The 26,503-nt window shown below is 70.9% G+C and carries 29 protein-coding genes; 15 read left to right on the top strand and 14 right to left on the bottom strand.

The annotated features are described in order from the left end of the window. The 4 genes from VET29_RS32030 to VET29_RS32015 all read right to left on the bottom strand — a co-directional run. Nucleotides 1-371: response regulator transcription factor (locus tag VET29_RS32030; RefSeq protein WP_324927658.1), on the bottom strand; the 371-nt coding region annotated here is incomplete at its 3' end. Beyond that, nucleotides 371-2,641: a sensor histidine kinase gene (locus VET29_RS32025; RefSeq protein WP_324927656.1), complete on the bottom strand. Its 2,271-nt coding sequence runs from the start codon at nt 2,639-2,641 to the stop codon at nt 371-373. The genes VET29_RS32025 and VET29_RS32030, both read right to left, overlap by 1 nt. Nucleotides 2,642-2,793: 152 nt before the next feature. Continuing rightward, nucleotides 2,794-4,275 carry a hypothetical protein gene (locus tag VET29_RS32020; RefSeq protein ID WP_324927654.1) on the bottom strand — a complete coding sequence of 494 codons (1,482 nt, stop codon included), beginning with the start codon at nt 4,273-4,275 and terminating at the stop codon, nt 2,794-2,796. 126 nt (nt 4,276-4,401) lie between these two features. Further along, on the bottom strand, nt 4,402-5,058 hold the full coding sequence (locus VET29_RS32015) for a TetR/AcrR family transcriptional regulator (RefSeq protein WP_324927652.1): 657 nt from the start codon (nt 5,056-5,058) through the stop codon (nt 4,402-4,404). An 88-nt stretch (nt 5,059-5,146) separates the two neighbouring features. Between VET29_RS32015 and VET29_RS32010 the strand changes: the two genes are divergently transcribed. From VET29_RS32010 to VET29_RS32000, 3 genes are read left to right on the top strand one after another with little or no spacing between them, the layout of a single operon-like run. After that, nucleotides 5,147-6,298 (top strand): acyl-CoA dehydrogenase family protein, encoded by a 1,152-nt coding sequence (locus VET29_RS32010; RefSeq protein ID WP_324927650.1) that lies wholly within the window; start codon nt 5,147-5,149, stop codon nt 6,296-6,298. Nucleotides 6,299-6,333: 35 nt separating this feature from the next. Next, complete coding sequence (locus tag VET29_RS32005; RefSeq protein ID WP_324927648.1) at nt 6,334-7,470, top strand: CaiB/BaiF CoA-transferase family protein; 1,137 nt, start codon at nt 6,334-6,336, stop codon at nt 7,468-7,470. Nucleotides 7,471-7,524: 54 nt separating this feature from the next. Continuing rightward, nucleotides 7,525-7,830: a hypothetical protein gene (locus VET29_RS32000; protein ID WP_324927646.1), complete on the top strand. Its 306-nt coding sequence runs from the start codon at nt 7,525-7,527 to the stop codon at nt 7,828-7,830. 28 nt (nt 7,831-7,858) lie between these two features. On the opposite strand, the gene VET29_RS31995 is transcribed toward VET29_RS32000, so the two are convergent. Continuing rightward, nucleotides 7,859-8,635: a crotonase/enoyl-CoA hydratase family protein gene (locus tag VET29_RS31995; protein ID WP_324927643.1), complete on the bottom strand. Its 777-nt coding sequence runs from the start codon at nt 8,633-8,635 to the stop codon at nt 7,859-7,861. Between the two features lie 115 nt (nt 8,636-8,750). On the opposite strand from VET29_RS31995, the gene VET29_RS31990 reads away from it, so the two are divergent. The 4 genes from VET29_RS31990 (at nt 8,751) to VET29_RS31975 (ending at nt 11,455) form a co-directional block, all read left to right on the top strand. Next, nucleotides 8,751-8,912 (top strand): hypothetical protein, encoded by a 162-nt coding sequence (locus VET29_RS31990; protein ID WP_324927641.1) that lies wholly within the window; start codon nt 8,751-8,753, stop codon nt 8,910-8,912. Between the two features lie 257 nt (nt 8,913-9,169). Beyond that, nucleotides 9,170-9,658 (top strand): helix-turn-helix transcriptional regulator, encoded by a 489-nt coding sequence (locus VET29_RS31985; protein WP_324927639.1) that lies wholly within the window; start codon nt 9,170-9,172, stop codon nt 9,656-9,658. A gap of 51 nt (nt 9,659-9,709) precedes the next feature. Next, on the top strand, nt 9,710-10,492 hold the full coding sequence (locus VET29_RS31980; RefSeq protein ID WP_324927637.1) for a murein transglycosylase: 783 nt from the start codon (nt 9,710-9,712) through the stop codon (nt 10,490-10,492). A gap of 105 nt (nt 10,493-10,597) precedes the next feature. After that, nucleotides 10,598-11,455 (top strand): nuclear transport factor 2 family protein, encoded by an 858-nt coding sequence (locus VET29_RS31975; RefSeq protein ID WP_324927635.1) that lies wholly within the window; start codon nt 10,598-10,600, stop codon nt 11,453-11,455. Nucleotides 11,456-11,694: 239 nt separating this feature from the next. Here VET29_RS31975 and VET29_RS31970 read toward each other — a convergent pair whose 3' ends face one another. Together VET29_RS31970 and VET29_RS31965 are read right to left on the bottom strand one after the other, a co-directional pair. Continuing rightward, entirely contained in the window at nt 11,695-12,210 is a 516-nt protein-coding gene (locus tag VET29_RS31970; RefSeq protein WP_324927633.1) for a roadblock/LC7 domain-containing protein, read from the bottom strand. Then, nucleotides 12,207-12,581: a hypothetical protein gene (locus VET29_RS31965; protein ID WP_324927631.1), complete on the bottom strand. Its 375-nt coding sequence runs from the start codon at nt 12,579-12,581 to the stop codon at nt 12,207-12,209. The genes VET29_RS31970 and VET29_RS31965 overlap by 4 nt, the downstream gene beginning before the upstream one ends. Nucleotides 12,582-12,978: 397 nt before the next feature. Here VET29_RS31965 and VET29_RS31960 point away from each other — a divergent pair, with 397 nt between their 5' ends. After that, nucleotides 12,979-13,362, top strand: a complete 384-nt coding sequence (locus VET29_RS31960) for a transcriptional regulator (RefSeq protein WP_324927628.1) — start codon at nt 12,979-12,981, stop codon at nt 13,360-13,362. Further along, nucleotides 13,359-13,724 carry a DUF3817 domain-containing protein gene (locus VET29_RS31955; RefSeq protein WP_324927626.1) on the top strand — a complete coding sequence of 122 codons (366 nt, stop codon included), beginning with the start codon at nt 13,359-13,361 and terminating at the stop codon, nt 13,722-13,724. The genes VET29_RS31960 and VET29_RS31955 overlap by 4 nt, the downstream gene beginning before the upstream one ends. A 73-nt stretch (nt 13,725-13,797) precedes the next feature. On the opposite strand, the gene VET29_RS31950 is transcribed toward VET29_RS31955, so the two are convergent. From VET29_RS31950 to VET29_RS31940, 3 genes are all read right to left on the bottom strand, one after another. Beyond that, entirely contained in the window at nt 13,798-14,574 is a 777-nt protein-coding gene (locus tag VET29_RS31950) for a hypothetical protein (protein ID WP_324927624.1), read from the bottom strand. A 184-nt stretch (nt 14,575-14,758) separates the two neighbouring features. Continuing rightward, complete coding sequence (locus VET29_RS31945) at nt 14,759-16,375, bottom strand: cation acetate symporter (RefSeq protein ID WP_324927622.1); 1,617 nt, start codon at nt 16,373-16,375, stop codon at nt 14,759-14,761. After that, entirely contained in the window at nt 16,372-16,788 is a 417-nt protein-coding gene (locus tag VET29_RS31940) for a DUF485 domain-containing protein (RefSeq protein ID WP_414636673.1), read from the bottom strand. The genes VET29_RS31945 and VET29_RS31940 overlap by 4 nt, the downstream gene beginning before the upstream one ends. Before the next feature lie 619 nt (nt 16,789-17,407). Here VET29_RS31940 and VET29_RS31935 point away from each other — a divergent pair. Genes VET29_RS31935 through VET29_RS31920 form a run of 4 tightly spaced genes read left to right on the top strand, consistent with a single transcriptional unit; the run spans nt 17,408 to nt 22,029 of the window. Continuing rightward, entirely contained in the window at nt 17,408-20,485 is a 3,078-nt protein-coding gene (locus VET29_RS31935; protein ID WP_324927618.1) for a nitrate- and nitrite sensing domain-containing protein, read from the top strand. Continuing rightward, nucleotides 20,482-20,922, top strand: coding sequence for a roadblock/LC7 domain-containing protein (locus VET29_RS31930; RefSeq protein ID WP_324927616.1), 441 nt, complete (start codon nt 20,482-20,484; stop codon nt 20,920-20,922). Before VET29_RS31935 ends, VET29_RS31930 begins: the two co-directional genes overlap by 4 nt. Further along, complete coding sequence (locus tag VET29_RS31925) at nt 20,919-21,446, top strand: DUF742 domain-containing protein (RefSeq protein ID WP_324927614.1); 528 nt, start codon at nt 20,919-20,921, stop codon at nt 21,444-21,446. The genes VET29_RS31930 and VET29_RS31925 overlap by 4 nt, the downstream gene beginning before the upstream one ends. Beyond that, complete coding sequence (locus VET29_RS31920) at nt 21,427-22,029, top strand: GTP-binding protein (protein ID WP_324927612.1); 603 nt, start codon at nt 21,427-21,429, stop codon at nt 22,027-22,029. Before VET29_RS31925 ends, VET29_RS31920 begins: the two co-directional genes overlap by 20 nt. Nucleotides 22,030-22,039: 10 nt before the next feature. Here VET29_RS31920 and VET29_RS31915 read toward each other — a convergent pair whose 3' ends face one another. Further along, a complete protein-coding gene (locus VET29_RS31915) occupies nt 22,040-22,624 on the bottom strand; it encodes a TIGR03086 family metal-binding protein (protein WP_324927609.1) in 585 nt (194 codons plus the stop codon). 51 nt (nt 22,625-22,675) lie between these two features. On the opposite strand from VET29_RS31915, the gene VET29_RS31910 reads away from it, so the two are divergent. Next, the gene (locus VET29_RS31910) at nt 22,676-23,113 is read left to right on the top strand and encodes a MarR family winged helix-turn-helix transcriptional regulator (protein WP_324927607.1); all 438 of its coding nucleotides are present in this window, start codon (nt 22,676-22,678) and stop codon (nt 23,111-23,113) included. 5 nt (nt 23,114-23,118) lie between these two features. On the opposite strand, the gene VET29_RS31905 is transcribed toward VET29_RS31910, so the two are convergent. From VET29_RS31905 to VET29_RS31895, 3 genes are read right to left on the bottom strand one after another with little or no spacing between them, the layout of a single operon-like run. Further along, nucleotides 23,119-24,333, bottom strand: coding sequence for a PEP/pyruvate-binding domain-containing protein (locus VET29_RS31905; RefSeq protein ID WP_324927605.1), 1,215 nt, complete (start codon nt 24,331-24,333; stop codon nt 23,119-23,121). Then, nucleotides 24,330-24,872 carry a transcriptional regulator gene (locus VET29_RS31900; RefSeq protein ID WP_324927603.1) on the bottom strand — a complete coding sequence of 181 codons (543 nt, stop codon included), beginning with the start codon at nt 24,870-24,872 and terminating at the stop codon, nt 24,330-24,332. Before VET29_RS31900 ends, VET29_RS31905 begins: the two co-directional genes overlap by 4 nt. Beyond that, on the bottom strand, nt 24,869-25,912 hold the full coding sequence (locus VET29_RS31895) for a helix-turn-helix domain-containing protein (protein ID WP_324927599.1): 1,044 nt from the start codon (nt 25,910-25,912) through the stop codon (nt 24,869-24,871). The genes VET29_RS31900 and VET29_RS31895 overlap by 4 nt, the downstream gene beginning before the upstream one ends. Nucleotides 25,913-25,982: 70 nt before the next feature. Between VET29_RS31895 and VET29_RS31890 the strand changes: the two genes are divergently transcribed. Further along, on the top strand, nt 25,983-26,429 hold the full coding sequence (locus VET29_RS31890; protein ID WP_324927597.1) for an oxidoreductase: 447 nt from the start codon (nt 25,983-25,985) through the stop codon (nt 26,427-26,429). Nucleotides 26,430-26,503: the final 74 nt, after the last annotated feature.

Genomic DNA, 26,503 nt, shown 5'->3' with positions numbered 1-26,503 from the left:
CCGCGGCCGACGGCGTGCACCGCGCGGACGATCTCCTCCTGGCCCGCCCCCTTCAGCAGGTACCCGCGCGCGCCCGCCCGCATCGCCGCGAACACCGACTCCGTGTCGTTGAACATCGTCAGGACCATGATGCCGATGTCCGGCCGTTCGCCGACGATCTGGCGGGTCGCCTCGATGCCGTCGATGTCCGGCAGGTGCAGGTCCATCACCACCACGTCCGGCTCGAACGTGCGCGCGGCCGACACCGCCGCCTGTCCGTTCGCCGCCTCGCCGACCACGTCCAGCGACGGCTCGTTGGCCAGCACGGTCGACAGCCCGAACCGGAACAGGGGATGGTCGTCCACCACCAGGACACGCAGCCGCGGCTCCATCAACTCCCCTCCTTCGGCAACGGAAGCGTAGCGAACACCCGCGTCCCACCGTCATGATCGGCTTCGACAAGGCACTCGCCGCCAAGCTCCGTCGCGCGTTCGCGCATGGACGACAGCCCGACGCCGCCGTTCGTCACCGCCGGCAGGCCGATTCCGTCGTCCACCACCTCGATGTGCAGATCGTCGTCGATCCACAGCCGCACCGCGCACGACCTGGCCTCGGCGTGCCGGGTGACGTTGGTCAGCGCCTCGCAGATGATCCGGTACGCCGCCACGTCCACCGGCGGCGGCAGCTTCGGCATGGTGGACGGCACCTCTAACACGATCGTGACGCCACCTTCCTGTGTGTCGCCCCCGACTGTGCGGCTCGCGAGCGCGCCCGCGTACTCGCGAATCGCCGGTATGAGGCCGATTCTGTCCAACACCGGCGGCCGCAGCCCATGCGCCAGCCGGCGGATCTCGATGATCGCCGCCTGCAGCTCGTCACGCAGCCGCCCGAGAAGTTCACCCGTTGGTGTGGTGTCGCCGACCGTCCTTCGGCTGACGTCCAAACCCAGCGCGACCGCCGCGAGCGTCGGTCCCACGCCGTCGTGCAGCTCGTGCAGGATCCGCCGCCGTTCCATCTCCCGCGCCTGTACCAGGCGGTCACGGCTGCGGCGCAGGTCGCGGGTCAGGCGCGCGGTGTACACGGCCGCACCGGCGTGCCTGGCGACCTCGGCCAGCGCGATCCGGTCCGGCCGGGTCAGCTCGCGCTGTGCGGAACGCCGCCCCACGACCAGGTTCCCGACCCGCTCGCCGTGGTAGGTCAGCGGCATCCGGTACAGCTCACCGGTCGGCGTGCCGACACTGGCCGCGGTCTCGCTGCGCCCACGTGCCTGGATCTCGATCGCCATGTGCGGCAACCGCAGCGCCGCCGCGACGGTCTCGACGATCTCCGGCAGCATCGAAGCCACGACCGGCGTGTCCTCCAGCCGGGACGCCAGCGCGGACACCACCCGGTACGGGTCGTCGCGGTCGCCGTACAGCCGCCGGTTGATCAGCACCTGGAGCCGCGCGCGAACCGGCTGCGACAGCACCGCGATGGCCGCGGCGATGACCGCCTGCCCCCACACGCTGGTGATCGGACCGAACGCCGCCGACCACGTGCCCACCACCGCGAAGTAGAGGCCGACCGCGCCGATCGTGAGCGCTCCGTAGACGACGGTCCGGCTGACCGCGACCTCGATGTTCAGCGCCCGGTGCCGCAACACGGCCGCGGACATCGCGATCGGCACGGCCATGAACGGCAGCGCCTGCATCTCGTACGGCACGAGCGGCCGGCCGGTCGCGAGCACCGGCACGACCCAGATCGCGAAGTACGTGCCGGTGCTGAAGATGAGCGCCATCAGCTGCCACAGGATCGGCCGGCCGGTCGGCCCGCCCCGCTGGCGGATGTACTTGCGAACCAGCACGGTGGCGATGAGCGGCGGGTACACGAACAGCGCGGGCAGCACGGGGACGATGAGGAGGTAGATCCGTTCCAGCGGCGTCGACAGGGCCAGCAACGTGGCGAGCCACATCAGCCCGTACAGCGCGAGCGGCCCGACATAGCCGGCGGCGATCTGCCAGCGTTGCCGGCGCGAGAGGGTGATCGAGGGGAACGCGATGGCGAAGTGCAGAACCGGCCCCCACAGCAGCGCGAACGCCACCTGCCCGATGTAGTGCCGCCAGAACTGGTTCCCGGCGACCAGGTCCACGGCCGTCAGCGGGAAGAACCCCGCCCCGACGATCGTGACGACGCCGATGGCCGACGTCAGCAGCGCGGCGTGCGCCGCCGGATCCCGCGGCCGGGCCCAGAAGACGGTGATGCTCGCGGCGACGAGCAACGCGCCGACCAGCAGCATCGGCCACCAGCCGGCGACCGCCGCGATGAGCGGGAAGTGGTGGAGGGTGACGCGCAGGTCGAGCCGTTCCCCGTCGCGGCGGACCGTGTAGGTCAGCGTCTCGCCGGCGGAGGTCTTCGGTCCACCCGGCAGGGTCCGCACCCGCTCGGCCAGGTCCTGCCCGTCGATGGCGAGCACCTCGTCGCCGAGCCGCAACACGCTGCCCGGCTCCGTGGCCGAGACGTTGATGTGGCCGATGGAGACGGCACTGTCCGCGGGGCTGACGGTGGCGCCATCCGTGGGCGAGGCGACCCTCGACCAGATGCACCAGCCGGCAACCCCGAAGAGAGCGAGGGTGAGCAGTAGGAGCGAGGCGGGTACACGCCGCGCGCCCGCCGGGCCGAACACCGTTGGATCATCCCGCAATCCCGGCTCGTGGGACAGGGTATTTCGACACCGCTGCCCCATGGTGCTTCACCGACGGACCGCTGGTCAGCGCCCGTCCGACCGTCCGCCCGGCCGGTGTCGCGAGTTGTCGCCCCACGACAGCGGCCGGTGGACTACTTGCCGTCCTCTTTGGTCTCGTCGGCGAGCTCCGGGGCCGGCGGAGCGGCAGGCAGCTCGCTGAGCGGGACGGGCTTGGCGGACTCGGGCGCCTCGTGCCCGCCGGACTCCGAACCGGCAGGCTCCGAACCGGCAGGCTCCGAACCGGCCGGCACCGAACCGGCAGGCACCGAACCGGCCGGCACCGAACCGGCGGAACTCGGCTCCGAAGATGCGGAACTCTGCTCCGGAGACGCGGAACCCGGCTGCGAAGCGGCGGAACTCGGCTCCGGAGACGCAGAGTTCGACTCGGGTGATGCGGAACCCGGCTCCGGAGATGCCGGCGAAGGAGATGCCGGCCCTGCCGGCGTCGCGGGCGCCACCGTAGACGTGGGCGCCGCCGACGTGGCGGGCTCCGTCAGTGCTGCCGGCTCGGCTGGCGTGGCGGCCGGCGTCGCCGGTGCTTCCGACCCGATGACCGGCGTCAGCGGCTCGGCCGCGGCCGGCGCCGCGGTGGTGACCGGCTCCGGCGACACCGTGGACGCCGGCTGGTCCTGCGCCGCCGGTCCCGAAGCGGGCGGCTCCTCGCCGCTGGCGGTCGACCCCGCGACCACCTGCGTGGTCTCCGAGTCGTCCGCCGCGTCCGCCCACTCGTCCGCATCCGCCGCGCGCTCGCCGGCCGCGGCCGCACCTGCCGCACCAACCGCGCCTGCCGCACCAACCGCGCCGGTCGCACCTGCCCCACCGACCGCACCCACCGCCGGCATGCTCGGCACCGACTGCGTGCCGTGCGCCACCGGAACGCCAGGCATGCCAGGAGCACCCGGCGCCTGCCGGTACCCGTACGGCGCCGGGAAGCCCATCCTCGGCGTGTTCGGCTCCACCCGCGTCTCCCGCTGCCGCTGCCCCACATGCGCCAGCACCACCGCGGCGACCCCGAGTGCCAACGCGCACAGCGGCAGCACCAACCCCAGCCCGGGCGAGAACTCCAGCGACTCACCGGGCTCCAGCTCCCGGTCGTTGTACGTCGCCGCCTCCTCCAATACCAGCAGCGACTGCAACAGCACCACGCCCGCCAGCACACCCACGCCCGCGGTGATCAGCGACCGGCCGGCCGTCGTCGAGCCGGCCGAGCGAGTCCGCGACGCCACGAACGCGAACGCGGCGCCGAGCACCAGCAGCGCCGCGACCAGCACGAGTGCCAGCCCGAACAGCTTGCCGCCCTCGTCGAACGGTGCCACGCGTGCGACCCCGCTGACGTCCCACCAGCTGAGGTCGCTGCTCACCTCGGTGCCCGAGAAGTCGCCGGCCGCGAAGCTGTCGTGGAACTTGGAGATCGGCGCGAAGGACCCGCCGATGGCGAGACCGGCGGTCACCAGTGCCACGATGCCGGCGATCAGGCTGGTCAGACCGCCCCCGGGCGGCTTGGGTGGCGGCGCGGCGCCCATCAGGGGCGGCAGCGGCTGATAGGGCTGGTAACCGGGTGCGGGGTGAGTCACACGGGCATCTTGCCAGTGCGCGAAAGGCCCAGTTGACCGGCCACCTCATGTGTCAACACGCGGACTGAGCGTCAGTTGGTTGCTTCAGCAAACGTCACGTTTCGCGTACGCGGCCCTCTATCTCTGTTAGTGCGATGAGCGGCCCGCGCGAGGGCCGGGCCGCTCATCGCCTACCAACTCGAACTGCGCGACCACCAGGCTCTTCCACTCGGACAGCAACAGCGCCCGCCGGCCCTCGTCGCCGCCGATCATGGCGTCCAGGGCCAGGCCGCGGACCAGGTTCACGGTCAGCAGCACCAGCGTCTTGAGCCGGTCGTCGTCCACCTCGGCGCCCATGAGCGACCGGTACAGCTCCAGCGTCGAGTGCCCGAGCGCGCGGTCCACCGGCAGCAGCGTCCGCCGCAGCTCGGGGTCCGTGCGGGCAGCCACCCACAGCTCGACGGCCGCGGTCGACAGCGTCCCGGAGTACGCGCGCCACAGCAGGTCGATGCCCGACTCGACGCGTCGCGGCCCGGGCGGCAGCTCGGTCGCCGCCGTGCGGATCTCGTCGGACAGGCGCCTGAACAGGTGCTCCAGCGCGGTCGTCATCAACTCGGCCTTGGTCGTGAAGTGGTGCTGCTGCGCGCCGCGCGACAACCCGGCGCGCTGGCAGATCTCCTGCACCGTCGTGCGTGCGTACCCCAGCTCCACCAGGCACTCGATGGTGGCGTCGAGCAGCAGCTCACGCGTGCGCTCGCTGCGCTCCGCCTGCGTGCGGTGCTTTCTCGTCGCGGGGCCTGTCATCCGCCCTCCATTGCTTTACGTGCCGGACAACACGCAGGTACATTCAGGGCAGACTTTACATGCCGTACGGATTGTTTTTGGAGCCTTCATGCCGCTGACCCAGCGTTCCTCGTGGCTTGACGCCGACCTCGACTCCTTCCGTGAGCTGGCGCACTCCTTCTGCCAGAAGGAGCTGGCGCCCAACAACGAGCGCTGGTCGGCGGCCAAGCAGGTGGACCGCGAGCTGTGGCGTAAGGCGGGCGAGGTCGGCCTGCTGTGCCTGTCCATCCCGGAGGAGTACGGCGGCGGTGGCGGCACGTTCGCGCACGAGGCGGTCCTGCTGGAGGAGCAGGCCAGGGCGGGTGACGACGCGTGGGGCAACTCAGTGCACTCGGGCATCGTCGCGCACTACGTCAACTCGTGCGGCACCGAGGAGCAGAAGCGCCGGTGGCTACCCGCGCTCGCGTCGGGCGAGCTGGTCGGCGCCATCGCCATGACCGAGCCCGGCACCGGCTCGGACCTGCAGAACGTCAAGACCAAGGCCATCCGCGACGGCGACCACTACGTGCTCAACGGCGCGAAGACGTTCATCACCAACGGCGCGCAGGCCGAGCTGATTGTGGTGGTCGCGAAGACCGACCCCGGTGAGGCCGCGAAGGGCGTGTCCCTGGTCGTCGTGGAGACCGAGAAGGTGACCGGGTTCCGGCGGGGCCGCGTGCTCGACAAGATCGGCATGCACGGCCAGGACACCTCCGAGCTGTTCTTCGACGACGTCCGGGTGCCGGTGGAGAACCTGCTCGGCGGCGTCGAGGGCCAGGGCTTCGTCCAGCTCATGCGGCAGCTGCCGCAGGAGCGGCTGATCATCGCGGTCGCCGCGGTCGCGGCCATGGAGGTCGCGATCGAGCAGACCGTCCGGTACACCAAGGAGCGCACGGCGTTCGGCCGGGAGATCTTCAACTTCCAGAACACCCGCTTCAAGCTCGCGGAGTGCGTCACGGAGCTGGCCGTCGCCAAGGCGTTCCTGGACCAGTGCGTCGAGCGGCACCTCAAGGCCGACCTGGACGTCACCGGCGCGGCGATGGTCAAGTGGTGGACCACCGACCGGCTGTCCAGGGTCGCCGACGAGTGCCTGCAGCTGTTCGGCGGCTACGGCTACATGAACGAGTACCCCATCGCGCGGGCCTGGACGTCCGCGCGCGTGCAGCGCATCTACGGCGGCACCAACGAGATCATGAAGGAAATCATCTCGCGCACCCTGTAACAGGGTCGCCGGCTCCGCTGCGAAGGAGAAGTCTCTTGGGACCGCTCGCTGGGCTGAAGGTCGTCGAGCTGGTCGGGCTGGCGCCCGCGCCGTTCGCCGCCACCGTCCTCGCCGACTACGGCGCCGAGGTGGTGCGCGTCGACCGCGTCAGGGCGGGTTTCGACGTGCCGGTGTTCCCGCGTGACCCGCTGTCGCGGAGCAGGCGGTGGATCGGCGTCGACACCAAGTCGCCGGCCGGCCGGGACATCGTGCTGCGCCTGGTCGACGAGGCGGACGGGCTGATCGAGGGCTACCGGCCGGGCGTGACCGAACGGCTCGGCCTCGGCCCGTCGGACTGCCTGGACCGGAACCCCCGCCTGGTGTACGGCCGGATCACCGGTTGGGGCCAGGACGGGCCGATGGCGCCGACCGCCGGGCACGACATCAACTACATCGGCCTGTCCGGCGCGCTGGAGCCGATCGGGCGGGCAGGGGAGCGGCCCGTGCCGCCGCTGAACCTGCTCGGCGACTTCGGCGGCGGCGGGATGCTGCTGGCGATGGGCGTGCTCGCCGCGCTGGTCGAGCGGTCGGTGTCCGGCCGGGGGCAGGTGGTGGACGCGTCGATGGTCGAGGGCTCGGCCCTGCTCACCGCCGGCATGCACGGGCTGCTCAACCTCGGCATGTGGTCGCGCGGGCGCGGCCGGAACATGCTCGACGGCGGGGCGCCGTTCTACGACACCTACGAGACGTCGGACGGCAAGTACGTGGCCGTCGGGGCGATCGAGGAACGCTTCTGGGGTGCGCTCATGGGGGTCCTCGAGATCGACCCGGCGACGGTCGCCGGCCGGCTGGACCCGGAGCAGTGGCCCGCGGTCCGCTCGGTGCTGGACGCGGTGATCCGCACGAGGACGCGCGACGAGTGGGCGAAACGGGCGGAAGGGACGGACGCGTGCCTCACCCCGGTGCTGACCCCGGCCGAGGCGCCTGCGCACCCGCACAACGCGGCGCGCGGCTCGTTCGTGACGCTGGACGGGGACAACCAGCCGGCGCCGGCGCCCCGGTTCTCCCGGACCGTCCCCGACACGCCGACCGCGCCGGTCGAGCCGCGGTCGTCCACCGGTGAGGTGCTCACCGAGCTGGGCTATGCGCCGTCGGACATCGACCGTCTGCGTTCGGACGGTGTCGTCACGTGAACAAGGGTGACGCCCTGACGTGTTACCGACAGGTGTCCACATAGTCTCTGCGTCATGACAGGGCCTGAGAAAACATCGCCGGTGACGATCTTCGTCGACGGCACGTCGGGGATCAGCGTCACCGGCACCCTGGACGCCACCACGCTGCCCGAGCTGAACCGCTCGGTGACCGACTTCTTCGAGCTGGTGAACGCGGGGGAGCTCGACGTGCTCACGCTGGACCTGAGCACGGTGTCGGCCTGCGACCAGGCCGTGTCGGCGGCGGTGCGGCACGCGCAGTCCGTGTGCGCCGACCGGGCCGTGGCGCTGCGCGTGGTCCCGAGCGAGGCCGTCCGCCTGGCGATGGCACCCCGCCAGTAGGCGGTAGCCAGTAGCCGGTAGCCAGTGGTCAGTCGACCCGGGACTCGAACGAGCCGTGCCGCCCGGCGCCGTCCGCGAAACGGCTCGCGCCCCGCTGGGACTCCGGTAGAGCCTTTCCGCCGTGCGCGAACTCCGTCTCGAGCGGCGCGGGCGACTCCCACTGGTCGTACACCGACGCGCGGTCGGTGCGCAGGCACGTCTGCGGGAAAGCCGCCAGCTGCCCGGCGAGCTCCCGCGCGGCGGCCAGCGCGGTGCCAGCCGGCACGACCCGGTTCGCCAGCCCCATGGCGAGCGCCTCCTCGGCGGCCACCGGACGACCGGTGAGGATCATGTCCAGTGCCCGGCTCTGCCCGATCAGCCGCGGCAGCCGCACGGTCCCGCCGTCGATGAGCGGCACGCCCCACCGCCGGCAGAACACCCCGAACACGGCCGTCGTGTCGGCCACCCGCAGATCGCACCAAAGCGCCAGCTCAAGGCCACCGGCGACCGCGTGCCCCTGGACCGCGGCGACGACCGGTTTGGACAGCATCAGCCGGGTGGGCCCCATCGGCCCGTCACCATCGGCCACGGGGACGAGCCGATTCCCTCGATCGGTACCCACCGACTTCAGGTCGGCTCCCGCGCAGAACGCCGGGCCCACACCACCCAGGACGGCGACCGAGGCCGTGTCGTCGTCCTCGAAGGCGCGGAAGGCGTCCGCGAGCGCGGCGGCCGTCGCGCCGTCCACCGCGTTGCGTGCCTCGGGCCGGTTGATCAGGACCGTGGTCACCGGCCCGGTCTTCTCGACACGGACCGTGTCGATCATGGGCCTGTCTCCTCACTTGCTCTGGCGAACGACTCGTCGGGATGGTAGTGGTACTGCGACTGGTGGCGTACGCACCGTAAGCTGGCGGCAGCCATCCGCGTGAACGGAGACAGCGATGAAGGCGAAAAAGGTCGTGATGCTCGTAGTCGTGGCCCTGGTCCTGTTCTACGTGATCACGAAACCGGGACCGGCGGCTCAACTCGTGCAGGACTTGCTCGGTTGGCTGCGCGACGGTGCAGAGGCGATCATCGTCTTCGTGCAGAACATCTTCGCCTAGCCCCGCCACCCCGTGAGGCGCCGTCCGGCCAGGCGGTCGGCGGCGCCTTGCTGCGTCCACGGCAGCCCAGGTCACGGAACGTGACACCGACTCGACGATCCAGCCGCCACATTGGACCGTACGGGTGGATTCTGGCTCTGTAGGCCCTGTTGGCGGCCTTTCCGTGAGATCAGGTCTGGCGAACTGTCGGTGCCGGCCTTTACGGTTCCCGCATCGAAGTTCCGCGGCGGCAGTCCGCAGTTCTCGAAGGAGGCAGGATGCTCGACGATCCCGGCGTGGATGATCTGGTGCGGCAGTGGACCGAGGACCACTCGAAGGCCGCCGAGTCGGACGAGATCAACCGGATCGCGTCGGAGTGGCTCGCCGAGGTGCCGGTTCAGCCACAGGGGATCCCCGGCCAGCGGGCGCGGAGCGGCAACGCCGCGTTCGCCCCCGTCGAGGCCACCGACCCACGCTTCTTCGCCGCCATGCGCGAGCGGCTGCCCGGTGTCCCCGCCGAGCTGATCTCCGCGGCCGCGGGCTGGTGGCAGATGGTGGGCGGTCTCGCCGAGGCCAAGGAGTGGTGGGACGCCGGCATCAGCCCACTCGACCAGCGCGCACTCGACTACCGTGCCGCCGGTCTGGCGCCGTCGGACCTCAAGCGCCGGCTCGGTCCCCTCACCGTCCTCGACCACCTGCGCCGCGGCAGCGCGCCGGCGTGGTGCGTGAACCGGCTGCAGCGCCAGAACGAGCGCCGGTCCGCCTAGTTCTTCCTTAACTCACCAGTAACGTTGTGGCGAGGCCGTCGTTGACCTTGTGTGACCGACGGCCAGCAGCCCAAGATTCGTGGCGTACTCATCCGCGCCGGACTCGTGCTCCTGGTACTGGCAGTCGCGGGCAGCGGAATCTGGCTCCTCAGGGCGGCTTCACGGCCCGAGCAGAGCCCCATCGAAGTCCCGGCCGCCTCGGTCCCGACCGCTGACGTCGAGCCCGGCGCCGTCGTCCCACCACAGCCCCAGGCAGGCGCGGTAGGGGAGGACCCACTCCACACCTGGGCGAACCGGGTGGCCGGCCGCATCGACGTCCCCGCCAGGGCACTCATGGCGTACGGCAACGCCGAACTGGTCCTGCGCGAGACGGCGCCCGCCTGTCACCTGTCCTGGGCGACCCTCGCCGGCATCGGCCGCGTCGAGTCCAACCACGGCCGCTTCGGCGGGGCCCAGCTGCGCGACGACGGCCGTCCGTCCAAGCCGATCATCGGCGTCCCCCTGGACGGCTCGGCCGGTGTGAAGGCCATCGGGGACACCGACCACGGCCGCTACGACGGCGACCCCGCGGTCGACCGTGCCGTCGGCCCCATGCAGTTCATCCCCTCCACGTGGCGGAAGTGGGGTGCCGACGCCAACCTGGACGGCGTCGGCGACCCGCAGCAGATCGACGACGCGGCACTCGCGGCCGGGCGGTACCTGTGTGCCGGCGGCCGCGACCTCGCGACGCCGGAGGGCTGGTGGGCGGCCGTCTTCTCGTACAACAACTCCGTGCCGTACGGCCAGAAGGTCTTCGGCCTGGCCGACGACTATGCCCGCGCGGCCAGCGTCTGAGACCCCGGGTGGCGCCTGTCCAGGACCACGGTATGATGCGAACAGGTGTTTGAAAACCGAAGACTGACCTGGACAACTGGAGAGTCTCTCCATATTCTTGCCGTCATGGCTGAGGCTCCCGCGCAGGTCGTCGAGGAACTCTTTCGGCGGATCGACGACGGCCGGTGGGGTGAGCTGGCCGGTCTCTATGCGGAGGACGCGTTCGTGGCGCATCCGTTGCGTGGTACGCACGTCGACGGCCGGACGGCGCTCGGCGAGCGGTTTCTCCGGTTGGGCACGTTCCGGATGCGAGTGTCCGATGTGGTCGTCCACGAGACCACGGACCCGGAGGTCGTCGTCGCGGAGTACCGGAGCCGCGGACCGGGCTTCAGCGCGGCGAACGTTCAGGTCGTGCGTGTCCGGGACGGACTGATCACCCACTCCAGTGACTACCACGACCACCTGCGCATGGCCGCGGCGCGGGGTGACTTCACCGGCCTGGCCGTGTCGTACGAGTCCTCTGGTGGGACCCATGAGCCGCTGGTGGCGGCTCCTCTGGGCAGCCCGCGGGACGTGGTGTGGCGGCTGCTGGACGGCATCTCGGCGACGATCCCCGGCACCCGCGCGGACCTGTACGCGGACGACGCCGTCGTGACGCATCCGTTCCACCCGACGGCGCCGCCGCTGACGGGGAAGGACGAGCTGCGGCAACACTTCGCGCGCGGCGGCGGCGAGGGGCTGCGGCCGCGGCACGTCGTCTTCCACGATGGCGCCGACCCGGAGCTGGTCGTCGTGGAGTTCGAGTACGCGGGCCGGGTCGGCTCCGGGAACCCTGTGGTGGCAAGGAATGTCTTCGTCACGCGGGTCCGGGACGGCCTGATCGTCGAGTCCCGCGACTACGCCGACCACGTCGCGTTCGCCGCGGCGACCGGCCGGCTGCCGGACCTGCTCGCCGCGGCACGGTCGGTGGTGACCGCGGACTGACACCGGTTCTGCCGGCCGTTTCGGTTCTGCTGTGCTGGCGTTGCCGGCTGTGCTGTGGCCGTGCCGTGTCGGCTGTGCCGTGCTGTGCCGGTTCGGCCGTGCCGTGCTGTGCCGTGCCGGCTGTGTCGGTTCGGCGGTGCTGTGCTGTGCCGTGCTGTGCCGGTTCGGCTGTGCCGTGCCGGTTCTGCTTCGCTGTGCCGGTTCAGTGTCCGTTCTCCCGCACTGACCGGGCGCGGCCGTCAACTCTTCCGGGCCCGCAGCGTGCGCTGCCGATCGATCGCCTTCTGCACGCGGGTCAGCGCGTTCCGCGCGGCCACGTTGAACAGGCCCATGGTCATGTCCTTCCGGCCGAACACGACCAGCAGCACGCTGGTCTCCACCGGAAAGACACCGACGTAACCGGACGAACCCTCGAACAGCGAGGCCGTGGACTCGCCGACGTCGGCCTGGCTCGTGAACTGCGTGGCGATGCTGGCCGCGGCCGCCGCCATGGCCGCGACCGTGTCGACCACGACGTCTCGGATGTCGCTGGCGAGCACCAACCCGTCCGAGCTCGCGAGCAGCATGCCGTAGACGTTGGCGTCCTTGCCGCTCACGCTGTTCAGTGCGGTCTCGAACACCGCGAGCAGATCACCGGTCGAGCCGTGGCGGTCCGCGTGCACGGTCGACCACACGCCGTCGCCCGATGCCGCGGGTGTCCGGCGTTTGGGGAGCGGTGCCGGGTCGGCGGCGTCGTGGGGCTGGCCGAGACTCATACCGCCAGGTCACCTTCGATGCGCCTCAGGTGGTGCCGGGCCAGGGCCAGGTTCGCGCGCTCGCGGTCGAGGACCAGGTACAGGAACAGGGCCGAGCCGCCGCTGCGGCCGCCGTCGATCAGCCGGATCAGGTGGTACTGGCGGCCGAGGGTGATGAGGATGTCCTCGATGGAGTCGTCGAGCGCGAGCGCGGCCATCACCCGCATCTTGGCGCGCACGACCTCGGTGTTCCCGGCCGCCGCGACGTCGAGGTCGAGCCAGTCGCCGCCACCCAGGGTGCCCAGCGACATGCCGCTCTCGTAGTCCACCAGCGCCACGCCGGCGGCGCCGTCGATGGTCATGGCCTCTTTGAGCGCGGTTTCGATATTCATTCCGTTGGTTCTCCTCCTCATCACCACGAGCTCTGTCTCCTCGTCAATGCGCATTCAATGGTTCGGCGCCAAGCATGCGGCTCACCCAGTCATCGCCAAGGCAATCGGTCAGATCATCCGACTGCCGGCCACTCTAGGCGGCGGCGTTTGCCCAGTACATAGGCGATTCGGCCCAACGGCGGCCCGCCATCCGCCTCATCGTCCAACCCGAGCGCGTCGGTTTCGCCTAAATTCGCAAATTGCTCTCGGCACGTTGCGATCCAGGGTGATGTTTCCTTTTTCGGTCATTTCTGGAAAAGGAGGAACATTGGTGCCAATTGTCCTGGACGTCATCGCGTCAGGTCGCGCGCCCTGGCGGGTCGCGAGTGAGCGCGGCCACAGTGTTAGCGTCGTCGGTGTGAAGGGCGGAGTGCTGGCTCGCCGTGCGGGGATCATCGCGCTCTGTGCGGTGTGCCTTGTCGCGTGTGTCGGGTTGGCCTGGTGGCAGTGGCAGCGCTTCGAGAACGGCGGGACCTGGCAGAACCTCGGCTACGTCCTGCAGTGGCCGCTGTTCGGGCTGTTCCCCGCCTTCATGTTCTGGCGGCTCCGCAAGCTCCGCACGCAGCCACGTGAGCCCGAACCCGAGCCCGGGCCGGCGCGAGCCGAGTCACAGCCGCCGCCCCCGCGTGCTCCGGCCGGACCGGCCGTCCGACAGGATGTCGGCGACGACGATCCCGAGCTGGCCGCGTACAACCGGATGCTCGCCCAGCTCAACGCACTCGACCAGCAGGAGACGCGATGACCGCCGACTCCCCAGTCACCGACGAGGAGAACCCCGCCCAGGCCGTCGGCGACACGGGGGTGAGGGGCGCGCTGGCACGTTTCCGCGTGATGGCCTACATCGTCGGCGTCGGCCTGCTCGCCCTGTGCGTGTCCTTCACCATGAAGCTGGCCTTCGACCAGCCCCAGTACAGCGCCGTCGTCGGCCCGGTCCACGGCTTCCTGTACATCGTCTACCTGTTGACGATCGCCGACCTCGCGTTGAAGGCCCGCTGGTCGGTGAAGGGCACGATCCTCGTCATGCTGTCGGGCGTCGTGCCGGTCGGTTCCTTCTTCGCCGAGCGCGCCGTCACCCGCCGGGTCCAGCGGGGCCAGAAGCTCTGACCAGCCCGCGGCCACCGGACAACGGCCCGTGTGGACTTCGTCTGGCCGTGCGAGCCCCTAAGGCCCGGTTTCCCTACAGGCCGACGCGGCGCAGCGCCAGCACGACGAACCCGCGCATGGACCGGTCCCAGCCTGCCGGCGCGGGCGGCGGCTTCTCGTCCACGAGCAGGTCCAGTGCCGGCCCCGGCAGGTCGGGGCCCAGCCGGAACGCGAGCGCGACCGCCGCGGTCATCCGGATGTCCAGCGCCTCGGCGTCCAGCAGTGCCGTCAGATGCTTGTCCACGGCGGGAAAGCCGGACAGGTACCCGAGCGTGAGGTTGGCGCTCGCCGGCGCGACCGAGGCGAGCAGCGCGTCCACGATCGCCTCGTCCGCGGGGAAGTACGCCAGCAGCTCCGCCGCCTGCGCCGCGACGGCCGGGTCCGACAGCCAGGCCGCGTAGGACGTCACGTGGGCCTGCCCGGCCCGGTAGGCGTCCGCCGCCCAGCGCACGGCCGCCGCCTCGAAGTACTCCGCGGGGGCCTCGTCGTGCGGGTTCTCCGACTCGAACAGCAGCCGGGCCACCTCGGCGAGGTCGTCCGGCGACAGCTCGTCACCCGCGGCGAAGTCGGGCGTGAACGGCAGCGCCGCGTCACCGAGGACCACCCCACGCAGCAGGCTCACCAGCGACTCGCGTTCCGGCGTGTCCGGATCGTCCACCAGCGCCACCAGGAACGGCACCACGGCGGCACTCACCGGCCAGCGCGAGCCCTGGTGGTACACGGCGCCCGACAGCCAGGACAGCGCGCCGTCCCGGGTCGTCGCGTTCGGCGAGCGCAGCATCCGTAACCGGTCCGGCACGTCGGCCGCCACGCCGTGAGCATGATGCAACTGCCGCCACGGCACATCGGCCAGGCCCACTAGAGGGTCACGCACACCACGTTTCTACCCGATCGACGGCCCGGTGCTCCACTTGACCTCAACTTTACTTGAGCTTTTACGTTCAGTTCATGTGCACAGTCGGTGGTCAGCGGCCTCCCCGCCGGCCTTTCGGCCGTCAGTGTCCCGAGCCGATGCCCGTCAGCGCGCGGACGGCCATCTCCTTGTGCTTCGCCTCGTCGGCCTTCTCCCTGCTGAGCACCGTGCCCAGGTAGGCGGCCAGGAACGAGACCGGAATGGACACGATGCCGGGGTTGCCAAGCGGGAACAGGTGGAAGTCGACCTCGGGGAAGATCGACGTCGGCGCGCCGGACACGGTCGGTGAGAAGAACACCAGCAGCAGGCACGAACCCAGCCCGCCGTACATGCCCCACAACGTCCCGGTGGTGTTGAACCGCTTCCAGAACAACGAGTACAGCAGCGTGGACAGGTTGGCCGACGCGGCGAACGCGAACGCCAGCGCCACCAGGAACGCCACGTTCTGGCCGTTCGCCAGGATGCCGCCGACCATCGCCAGCACGCCGACCACCACGGCCGTCAGCCGCGCCACCCGCACCTCGGCCGCCGGTTCCGCCCTGCCGTTGCGGAAGATGTTGGCGTACACGTCGTGCGCGAACGACGCCGAGGCCGTCAACGTCAGGCCCGCCACCACGGCGAGGATCGTCGCGAACGCGACCGCCGACACGATGCCCAGCAGCAGCGTGCCGCCGATCTCGAAGGCGAGCAGCGGCGCGGCCGAGTTCTCCTTGCCGGTCGAGGACAGGATCCGGTCCGACCCGACCAGTGCCGACGCGCCGTACCCGATCACCAGCGTGGCCAGGTAGAACACGGCCATGCAGCCGATCGCCCACACCACGGAACGCCGCGCCTGCTGGGCGTTGGGCACGGTGTAGAACCGCATCAGAACGTGCGGCAGCCCCGCCGCGCCGAACACCAGCGCCAGTGACAGCGAGATGAAGTCCAGCGGGTTCTTGCCGTACTGGGCGCCCGGCTCCAGCACCCGCTGCCCGCTCGCGTTGTTCGCCGCGGCCTCGTCGAGCAGCGTCGACACGCTGAACCCGTACTTGCCGAGCAGGAACACGGTCATCAGCACGACGGCCGTCACGAGGATCGCCGCCTTGATGATCTGCACCCACGTGGTGCCCTTCATGCCGCCGACCAGCACGTAGAAGATCATCACGAGACCGACGACGCAGATCACCAGCGTCTGCCCGCCCTTGCCGTGCACGTTGAGCAGCAGCGCGACGAGCCCGCCGGCGCCGGCCATCTGCGCCACCATGTAGAAGAACGAGATCACGAGCGTCGACGTGGCGGCGGCGGCACGCACGGGGCGCTGGCGCATCCGGTACGCCAGCACGTCGCCCATCGTGAACCGGCCGGTGTTGCGTACGCCCTCGGCGACCAGCAGCAGCGCGATCAGCCACGCGACGAGGAACCCGATCGAGTACAGAAAGCCGTCGTAGCCGTGCACGGCGATCGCGCCGGCGATGCCGAGGAACGACGCGGCGGAGAGATAGTCGCCGGTGATGGCGACGCCGTTCTTGCGGCCGGTGAACGAGCTGCTGGCCGCGAAGTAGTCGGCCGTGGACGTGTTGCGGGTGCTCGCCCGGTACACCAGGAGCAGCGTGACCGCGACGAAACCGCCGAACACGAACAGGTTGAGCAGCGGGCTGCCGACCTCGCCGGCGGGCGCCGTGGAGGTGGTCGCGAGGATGGTCGCTGAGCCGACGGTCATCTCCCGTCGGCCCCCACGGCCGCGCGGATCGCGGCGACTCCGGGATCGAGCCGCCGCCGTGCGTAGCGCACGTAGCCGAAGGTGATGGCCGCGGTCGAGACGAACTGGAGCAGGCCCAGCACCAGTCCGACGGTCACGAGCCCGGACAGGCGGTGGCTCATGAAGCCGCGCGCGTAGGCCGCGAGCAGCACGTAGGTCAGGTACCAGAGCAGGAACAGCGCGGCCATCGGGAACACGAACGCCCGGAAACGCCGGCGCAGCGCCGTGAACTCCGGGCTGTCGTAGATCGCGGCGAAGTCCGGCTCACCCGGCGCGGGTGGGGGAGGGGGCGGCTCGTCGGTGATTCCGCCGAAGGCCACGGTCACCCGTCCCGGCGTGCGGGCAGATATCGGTGTGTGAACCACCCGGGGCATATGTTTCCTCCGCTGAAGACGGCCGCTTGATACGTTGTACGCTCGCGTCCGGAAATTCAGATACAGGGGTGCGATGAAATCAGCAGCAGTCCCCCAGGCCGAAGTAGACACTACCCGAGAAATGACCTCAAGGCATTCACACCTCTCGGTGAACCTACGCGTGACCTTGCGTAGCGAGAGTTGCATGACGCACGAACATTTTGACCCTTTGTGTTCGTCCCGAATGGTCTGACCGGCGCAAAGTGCCTGATAAGTAGTGGTTGCCCGGTTCTCGAGGCAACTGGGTGACGATGACCCGAGAGTGTTGGTGGAATGGTACCCGTTCGGGCTATCAAGTAAGCACAATTCAGACTTACAGTAGAACGGGCAAGATCAAATACGGCGCCGGCGCGGTGAGGGTCGCCTAAATCAAACGATTTAAGACTGGTCTTCGCAGGTCAACGCACTCGCTTCGGAACTCTTTAGAGAGCTTTTAGCTGCGGTACGCTCTACTCTCAGTTCTCGTCGCGACGGCACCCCGTGCGGCACTCGACCGGAAATGTCGTCTCCTCATTACTTGGAATGAGGCGCTGTCTTGAAGGCTTCGGAACCCAGGTCCCCTTGGTCGGCGTTGTGCGGCTTGCTCGCGAACTGGCGGGACTGGAACATCCCGGTCAAGCTCGCCGCGGTCACGCTCGTGCCGGTCGTCTTCGCGGGCGTGCTGGGCATCATGCAGATCTCCGACCAGGTCGACAAGGCGAACGCCTACCGGCGGGTCGACCGGCTGGTGGCGGTCAACGAGAAGCTGCGCGACCTGGTCGCGGCCCTGCAGGAGGAACGCGGCGACGCCGGCGTGCTGCTCGCGCTCGGCGCCGGTGAGGTCGCCGCGCGGCTCGTCCCCGACCAACGCGTCACCGACCACGCGAAGGAGGAGTTCCTCCGTGCCACCGGTCGCGTCACGCTCGACCACGAGGCGGGCGCCGCGCGCTACGCGGACGTGCTGACCTGGCTGGACGAGCTGACCGACGTGCGCGAGCAGGCCGCGGAGCCCGGCTTCGACGCCGCCAACGCGGTCACCCGCTACTCGGCGGTCGTCGACGCTCTGCTGCGGTTCGACCGGACCATGTCGGCCGAGACCATCGACCCGACGCTCGCGTCGACCGCCTCCGCGCTCCACGACCTCGAGGAGATCAGGGAGGAGGTCTCCTACCAGGAGGCGGTGATCGCGGTCGGCATCGTGCGCGGCGGCGGCCTCACCGGTCCCGAGGTCGAGGCGCTCGGCGAGTCCATGAACCGGCAGGCCGACCGGCTGTCCGACTACTACTCCGTCACCGGCGCCGCCCGGGGGCAGTTCTACGACGACACGCTGAGCGGCACCGGCATCGCCAGCCGCAACAACGTCGTGGCCGCCGCCGCTTCCCGGCCCGCCGGCACCCCGGTCCCCGCCACCGCACAGGGCTGGCGCGACGGCTCGGCGCTCACGGTCAGCCGTATCGGCGAGGTCTCCCGGGCGTTCGCCACGGACCTGCGTGACCGCTCCGCCGCCCTCCAGGACGAGGCGAGCGACGCCGCCGGCCTCGCGGCGGTGATCCTGTTGCTCGCGCTGGTGATCGCGCTGGCCGTCATGTTCTTCGTCGGCCGCCACCTGCTGACCTCGCTCGCGCGGCTGCGGCGCGGCGCTCTCGACGTCGCCCGCAACGCCCTGCCCGACGCGGTGGCCCGCATCCGCGACAGCGGTGAGGACCTGGCGGACATCGACCTGCCGCCGGTGGCCGTGACGTCCATGGACGAGGTCGGCCAGGTGGCCCGCGCGTTCGACGCCGTGCAGCGACAGGCGCTCAAGCTCGCCACCGAGCAGGCCGGCCTGCGTGCCAAGTACTCCGACATGTTCGTCAACCTGTCCCGCCGCAGCCAGGGTCTCGTGCAGCGCCAGCTCCAGCTGCTCGAACGGCTCGAGCGCGACGAGGAGGACCCCGAGCAGCTCGCGACGCTGTTCCAGCTGGACCACCTCGCGACCCGCATGCGCCGCAACAACGAGAACCTCATGGTGCTCTCCGGCGGCGAGGTCGGCCGGCGCTCGCAGCGGCCGACGACCCTCACCGACCTGCTCCGCGCGTCGGTGTCGGAGATCGAGCAGTACAAGCGGGTCGAGCTGCTGCCGCCGCCGTCGGTCGAGGCGGTCGGCTACGCGGTGGGCGACCTCGTGCGCCTGGTCGCGGAGCTGCTGGACAACGCCACCGCGTACTCCGCGCCGGACACGCAGGTGACCATCGCGAGCGCCCTGCTCGAGGACGGCGCGCTGTGCGTCGAGGTGCTCGACGAGGGCATCGGCATGACCTGGGACGAGCTGGACGAGGCCAACGACAAGCTCGCCGACGCCGGTCTGGTCGACGTGTCGACGTCGCGGCGGATGGGCCTGTTCGTGGTCGGCCGGCTCGCCGGGCGGCACGGCATCGAGGTGAGCCTCGACGGCGGTCACGACGCGAAGGGCGTGCGGGCCACCGTGATCGTGCCGGCCGAGATGATCATCCAGCGGGAGAACCCGACCGAGCCGGTCCGGATACGCAGGACGGGGGCCGAGACGAGCCCGCTCGCACCGTTCTCGCTGAGCGGGCGGTCGAACGGCGGGCACCTCAACGGCCGGTCGAACGGCCACACCGCCGAGGTCATCAAGGGCACGCTCCCCCAGGCGTCACTGCCGCGCCAGGAACGGCCCACCCCGCCGGCCACCGAGTACATCCAGCTGCCACACCAGGAACAACCCAGCTCGCCCCCTGCCGAGCACATCCGACTGCCACGCCAGGAACGGCCTGCCTCGGCGACCGGCGAGCACGTCCGGCTGCCGAGCCAGGACCGGCCCACCGGACCGGCCGCCGACGACACCCGGCTGCCGCGCCGGGCACCCGGCGACCGGGTGCCGGCCCAGCGTGACCCCGGGCAGTGGGGGCCGGTCACCCCGCCCCGCGTGGCCGTCAACCCACCGATGGAAAGGAAACTCCAGCCTCAGCCCCCGAGTCAGGACGAGGAGACCGTCGTCGGCGACGCCTGGAGCTTCGCCGACGACACCGGCCTCGACGGCGCCCGTGCCGCGTCGAAAGCCGAGCCGTCCGACTACACCTCGGGTGGGCTGCCGCGCCGAAGTCCGAGGCGGAACCTGGTCCCCGGCAGTGCCACTCCGGGCGCTGCGACCGGGCAGCAGCCTCGACACGGGCGCGACGCGGACGTCGTACGGGACCGGTTGAGCGACTACCGGTCGGGCGTCCGCAGGGCACGGGACCACCGGCCCGGCGTCGAATCCCCCACCCCCAGCGCCGCGCCGGTGGTCCCGTCCCAACCCGCCACCTCGTCCACCTCGCTGACCTTCGACCTGCTCGGCGGTGCCTGGCGGTTCGCCGCGGACATCGGCCGGCACGCCGCGAACCAGGTGTCCACGGCGAACCCGGTGGACCACACGGCGGGTGGGCTGCCCCGGCGCAGCCCGCGGCAGAACCTCGTGCCGGGCAGCGTCTCGCACTCCGGTCACGGCAATGGCGCCGGCCCCGCGCGACCCAGCTCCGCCGAGGAGCTGCGTGGCCGGCTGGGGAGCTTCCAGAAGGGACTGTCGCGGGGCCGGAGAAGCCTCGCCGAACGGGGTGCACAGGAGCGAAGCGAAGGAGGCGGCCCGCGGATGAGCGGAGCCCATTCAGCACACAGCACGAGTCAACAGGAGACCGAATGACCTCGCCGCAGGCTCAGCCACATCAGTTCGGCTGGTTGGTCGACGACTTCACCGAGCGTGTCCCCGGCGTGGCACACGCCGTCGTCGTGTCCGCGGACGGGCTGCTGCTCGCCGCGTCGGCCCGGCTGCCGGTCGACCGCGCGGACCAGCTGTCCGCGGTGGCGTCCGGTCTCATCAGCCTCACGCACGGGGCGGCCCGCTGCTTCGAGGCGGGCGGGGTCAAGGAGACGATCGTGGAGATGGACGGCGGCATCATGCTGCTGATGGCCATCAGCGACGGGTCCTCCCTGGCCGTGCTCGCCTCGCCGCTGTGTGACATCGGGCAGGTCGCGTACGAGATGACCCTGCTGGTCGACCGCGTCGGGCAGATCCTGACGCCGGAGCTCCGGGCGCAGCTCCAGGGCGCCGCCGGGAACATGGTTGGGACGTCGGCGTGACTGACGAGGACGGTTTCGCCGAGGTGCTCAACGGGCTTGCGCTGGGTGGCGGGAAGCACAAGCGGCACAAGGAACAGGACGCACGTCATGACGAGGAGCCCGATCCGCGGGCGGACTGGTCGTGGGCGGGTCCGTTCTCGTCGGCGGGCGTGACCCCGGCGGGTACGGCGGACGAGGATCTCTCCGACGCGTCGATCGTCCGCCCCTACGCGTGGACCGGTGGGCGCACGAAGTCCACCGTGGACTTCGAGATCGAGACGATGGTGTCCACGAGCGAGCACGGCGAGCGCATCGAGGCACTGAGACAGACCGAGCACCGCTCCATCGCGGGTCTGTGTGCCGAGCCGCGGTCGGTCGCCGAGGTCGCCACCCTGCTGTCGGTGCCGCTCGGCGTGGCCAAGGTGCTGCTGGGCGACATGTCCAAGCTGGGCTTGGTCATCGTGCACAGGACCGCCGCCGTCGGCGACGACAAAGCACACCTCATGTTGATGGAAAGGGTTCTGAGTGGACTCCGTCGGCTTTGACCCGAACAGCGCCGGCCAGGCGATGACGTCGGTGAAGATCGTCGTCGGCGGTGGCTTCGGCGTCGGCAAGACCACCTTCGTCGGCGCGGTCTCCGAGATCGTGCCCCTGACCACGGAGGCGGTGATGACCGACGCCAGCGTGGGGGTCGACGACCTGGACGCCATTCCCAGCAAGCGATCCACCACCGTGGCCATGGACTTCGGCCGCGTGTCGCTCGGCCGCGACCTCGTCCTGTACCTGTTCGGCACGCCCGGCCAGGAACGCTTCTGGTTCATGTGGGACGACCTCGTGCGCGGCGCCATCGGCGCGGTCGTGCTGGCCGACACGCGCCGGCTCGCGGACTCGTTCGCGCCGATCGACTTCTTCGAGGACCGCGGCCTGCCCTACGTCGTCGGCCTGAACTGCTTCGACGGCCGGCAGACCCACGGCATCGACGAGATCCGCGACGCCCTTTCCGTGGCGGAGTCGGTCCCGATCGTCACCTGCGACGCCCGCGACCGGGAGTCGGTGAAGAGCACCCTGATCACGATGGTCGAGTACTCGATGGAACACGGGGCGGCCATCCACGACGCGAGCATCTGAGGCCCCGCGCTCAGGAGTCCCGGGGAGGCGGCGCCCAGTCCGCGTCGCGGCCGAGCAGGGCCAGGGTTCGCGCCCACCCGTCCGTTCCGTCCACCGTGGACAGGACGGGACCGAACGGCGCGCCGGGTGCCGTGCGTGCGTCCCCGTCGGGCACGGCCTCGGCTGTTCGCCGGGCGGCGGCGAGCAGGTCGTCGTCGTAGTCGACCTCGGCGCCGATCGACGCCGCGACGTCCCACCCGTGGACCAACGTGTCGATCAGGTGGAAGCCGATCACGGTGTCGAGCGGAAACCGCATGCCGCCGAACTCCGGCATCAGCACCTGCTGGTCCGGGTCGGCGGCGGCGAAGGCGGCGACCACCACGGCGGCGCCGGCCTCCCAGGTGGCCGGGTCGCGGGGCGCGAACGCCTCGGCCGGCACGTCGGCCAGGGCCGCCGCGGCGAATCCGCGGTCCTGCCCGGTCATGTGTGCGAGTAACGCCCGCAGGTCCCACTCCGCGCAGGGCGTGGGCCGATCCAGGTCGATGGCCCGAACTCGCGCGACCACGGGCCGGACGGCCTCGAACGAACGCCGGTGAAGGTCTCGAATGTTCTGCATAGGTGGACTATCTACCACGGTAGACGATTGGTCAACCGGTATCGTCGTCGCATGACGGGGCAGCGCCACGACCTTGGCGCGTCGTTCGCCCGCCTGACCAGGGCGATGTTCGACGCAGAGACGCCGATCCTGCGCGCGCACGACGTCGAGATGTGGGACTACGCCGTGTTGAGCGCACTGCGGGACGAGGCGGCGCCGACCCAGTCCGAGTTGGCGGCCGCGGTGCAGCGGGACAAGACCCGCCTGATCCCGATCCTCGACCGCCTGGAGGCCCGCGGTCTGCTCACCCGCACTCCCGACCCGGCCGACCGCCGCAACCGGGTGATCGCCCTGACCGACGACGGCCGCGTGGTGCTCGACGCCTGCCGCACGGCCATCCGCGCCATGGAGGAGAAGTTCCTGGCCGCGGTGCCGGAAGCCGAACGCCGCACCTTCGTCGAGGTGCTGACCCGACTGACCGATCGGCTCCAGCCGCCCACAACGAAGTGACGAGCTCAGCGACCGCCTGAGTACGGGGCGGACGTGCCCGTGACGACACGCGGGCTGCCGAGCACGACGACGCCACTGGTTCCGTCGATGGTGACGACGGTGCCGGCCGGCAGTGTGCGGTCCCCGGCTCGGATGCGCGACTCCTCGACCGTGAGGGCCGTCGCCGCCACGACCGCCGGCTTCCCCATGGCGCGGGCCACGATCGCGGCGTGGCTGGCCGGGCCGCCCGTCGACGTGACGACGCCGGCCGCCGCGGCCAGGCCGTGCATGTCGAGGGGAGAGGTGTGCGGCCGGAACAGGATCACCGGTCCGTCCATGCGCACCGCCGCGTCCGCGGTCGTCGCCACCCGTCCTGTCGCGACGCCCGGGCACGCGCCGAGCCCACGCGTGAGGACATCCGCACCGGAGGCGTCGATCCGTGCCGTGTCGACGGAAGCGGGGACCCGGCCGACGGCCTCGCTTCGGCTGATCAGGCCCGCGTCCGCCAGCTCGACCGCGACGCGTGCCGCCGCCGCGCCGACGAACCCGCCGGCGCGAACCTGCAGCAGCCACAGCCGACCCGACTCGAACGTGAACTCCACCGAGCACGCGTCGCGGCAGTGCTCCTCGATGCGCGCCATCGCGGCCAGCAGCTCCGCCCACATCGCGGGCTCCCGGTCGGCCAGGTCACGCAGCGGGCGGGTCACCGTCCGCCCGGACACCACGTCGTCGCCGCGGTGTCCGAAGAGGACCTCGCCGAACGGGACGTGCTCGCCGGTGTTGGGGTCGCGGCTGAACGCGACCCCGGACCCGCCCCGCTCGCCGAACACCATCGTCTGCACGGTGACCGCGGTGCCCAGGTCGTGCGGGATGCCGTGCAGCTCACGGTAGGTCCTGGCCCGCGGCGTGTGCCACGACGAGAACACCGACTCGACGGCCGGCGCCAGCCGTGACACGGTGAGCGGCACGTCGAGGACGGTGTTCATCATGCCCGGCATGGAGACGCGCCCACCCGAGCGGACCGACACCGTCCGGTCCCCGTGCGACGAGGCGAGCGCACGCACCGCGGCCGTCAGGTCCGGGAGCCGGCCGTCCCGCAGGAACTCCCGGCAGGCGGGCGTGCCGATGACGAACCCGGGCGGCACGGGCAAACCGAGTCGCCGCAACATGATCAGGCCGTGGGCCTTCGCACCGAGCACGTCCGCGGTCGCGGTGACCTCCGGTGCGAGCGGGTAGATCATCGCGGAATGCCCAGCGTGGCGAGGAGATCCTCGTGCAGCTGGAACCACACCGCGTGGTAGGACTCGACATCGTCGGTCACGTACTCCGGCCGGCCGGCCGAGGCCCGGCCGAGCGCGGTGGTCAACCGCTCCCGGTACCGGCCGAACCGTGGCAGGGCAACGGAAAGCCTCGCGAGCACGGCGTCGGCGCGCGTGTGGAAGCCGGTCAGCACCGTCAGCACCTGCTCGCCCGGCCTCGTCTGCCACGCCGCGCAGATGTCGAGCAGCTCGGGGTTGAGCACGAGGAAGTCGTCGTAGCAGCCGGCGACCGCGTCCCGCACACCGTCCACTTCGGACATAACGTTCTCGGCGTCCGCGGCCCGGCCGGTCTCCGTGAGGCCCCAGCCGCCGAAGGTGCCCGGCGTGTGGGTGACGAGCCCGGCCACCGCGAGGTCGATCAGCTCGGACTCCACGGTGGACGCCGAGAGCCCGGTCGCCGTGGCGACCCGGTTCGTGCCGGTGAACCCCATGCAACGCAAGGCATGCAGCACGACGTTCACCGGCGTGCCCTGGTCGAGCCACCCACCGCGTGCGCCGCACCGCGCCCGGCCGCCCTGGCGACGATCTCACCGGCCTCGACCCGAACGGCCGCCTCCGTGTCGTCGTCATCCCGGACCTGGACCGCCGACGCGACGCGGCCGTCGTCGAGCACGACCCGCGGCCGCGGCGGCCCGAACACCGGCAGCAGGCAGTTCGCGAGGTCCCCGAGCCGCAACCGCACGAGCCGGCCCAGCTCGGCGTGGTCGTTCGTGACCACGACGACCGTGACGTGCTCCGCGGCCCGCACCGCCTCCTCGGCCGCGCTCAGCCGGCCGGTGCCGAGCACCGCGATCACCCCGTCCCCGCCGAAGGCGGCCGGTTCGCCAGTGAGCAGGTCCGGCAGCGTGCCCGGCGGCGTCCACGCCTCCCGAACCGCCTGGGCGGGCGGGACGAACGGAAGGTGCGGCGGATCCCAGGCGTCGCCGAGGTCGAGGGCGGCCAGGTGCTGGCAGGCGCGAATGACGTCGAAGGGGTCACCGAAACCGGGGGCCTTCTCGGCGAGGTGGCCGGTGCCGCTCAGGACCGTGAGGACCAGCTCGGCCAGCCGAACCCGGCGCACGACGTTCGGTGGGCGGGACTCGAGCGCGAGGCCGAGCAGTATCGCCTCCAGCCGGGCGACCTGCGCGAACGCGGCGCGTCCTGGCTCGTCGTCGAACACGCCGGACATCGATCGCGACCGCAGGTGCCCGCCGGCCGGCGAGTCGCCGGTGAGCGGCAGGCGTTCGAGCCAGCCGCGGGCGAAGGTACCCAGCCCGTCGGCCAGGGTCGAGCCGCGGCCGGTCACCTCGGGCGGGTCGAGCGAGTCGAGCAGGACGGCCAGGTAGAGCGCGCGTTTGCTCGGGAAGTTGGAGTAGACCGCGCCGCGCGTCAGTTCGGCACGTTCCGCGATCCGGTCTACCTTGGCATCGGCGTACCCGCGCTCGGCGAACTCGTCCCGCGCCGCGGCGAGCACGGCGGCACGGTTGCGTTCCTGCTGCTGTGCTCGGGTCAACCGAACCATCGTCACCCCTTGCCACCCCTTGGAATGCCCTGACAATCCAGATGACGATAACATGTGAAAGCGAGCCGACATGGAAAGCGTCTACGCGGCCGCGGGCGGCCACGCGGCCCTGCTCCGCCTGGCCGAGGCCTGGCACACGCGGGTGATGGCCGACGAGGTCGTGAGCCACGCCTTCAGTCACGGTTTCCATCCGCGACACAGCGAGCGGCTCGCGGCGTACTGGGCGGAGGCCCTCGGCGGCCCGACGACGTACTCGGACGAGTACGGCACCGAGACCGAGGTGGTCCGCATGCACAGCGGAAACGGCCCCCACGACGAGATGGACCGCCGCGCGATCGCCTGCTTCGACGACGCCCTCCGCGACGTCGGCCTGGACACCGCCCCGCTGGGGAAGGCCCTCCACGACTACTTCACCTGGACCACGACGACCACCATGTCCCGCTACCACCACTCCGCCGCCGACGTCCCCGACGACCTACGAATCCCGCGATGGTCCTGGAACGGCCCACAAGACTGAGCGAATGGCGCCTTCGCTCGACCCGACCGGGTGAAAGTCATCCACAGCCCCCACTGACCAGGGGTTTTGCGGCG

This window comes from Actinophytocola sp. (assembly GCF_035634895.1).
In the GTDB taxonomy this organism is placed as follows: domain Bacteria; phylum Actinomycetota; class Actinomycetes; order Mycobacteriales; family Pseudonocardiaceae; genus Actinophytocola.
The sequence above is the reverse complement of the archived record's forward strand: the minus strand, read 5'-3'. Positions and strand labels throughout refer to the sequence as shown.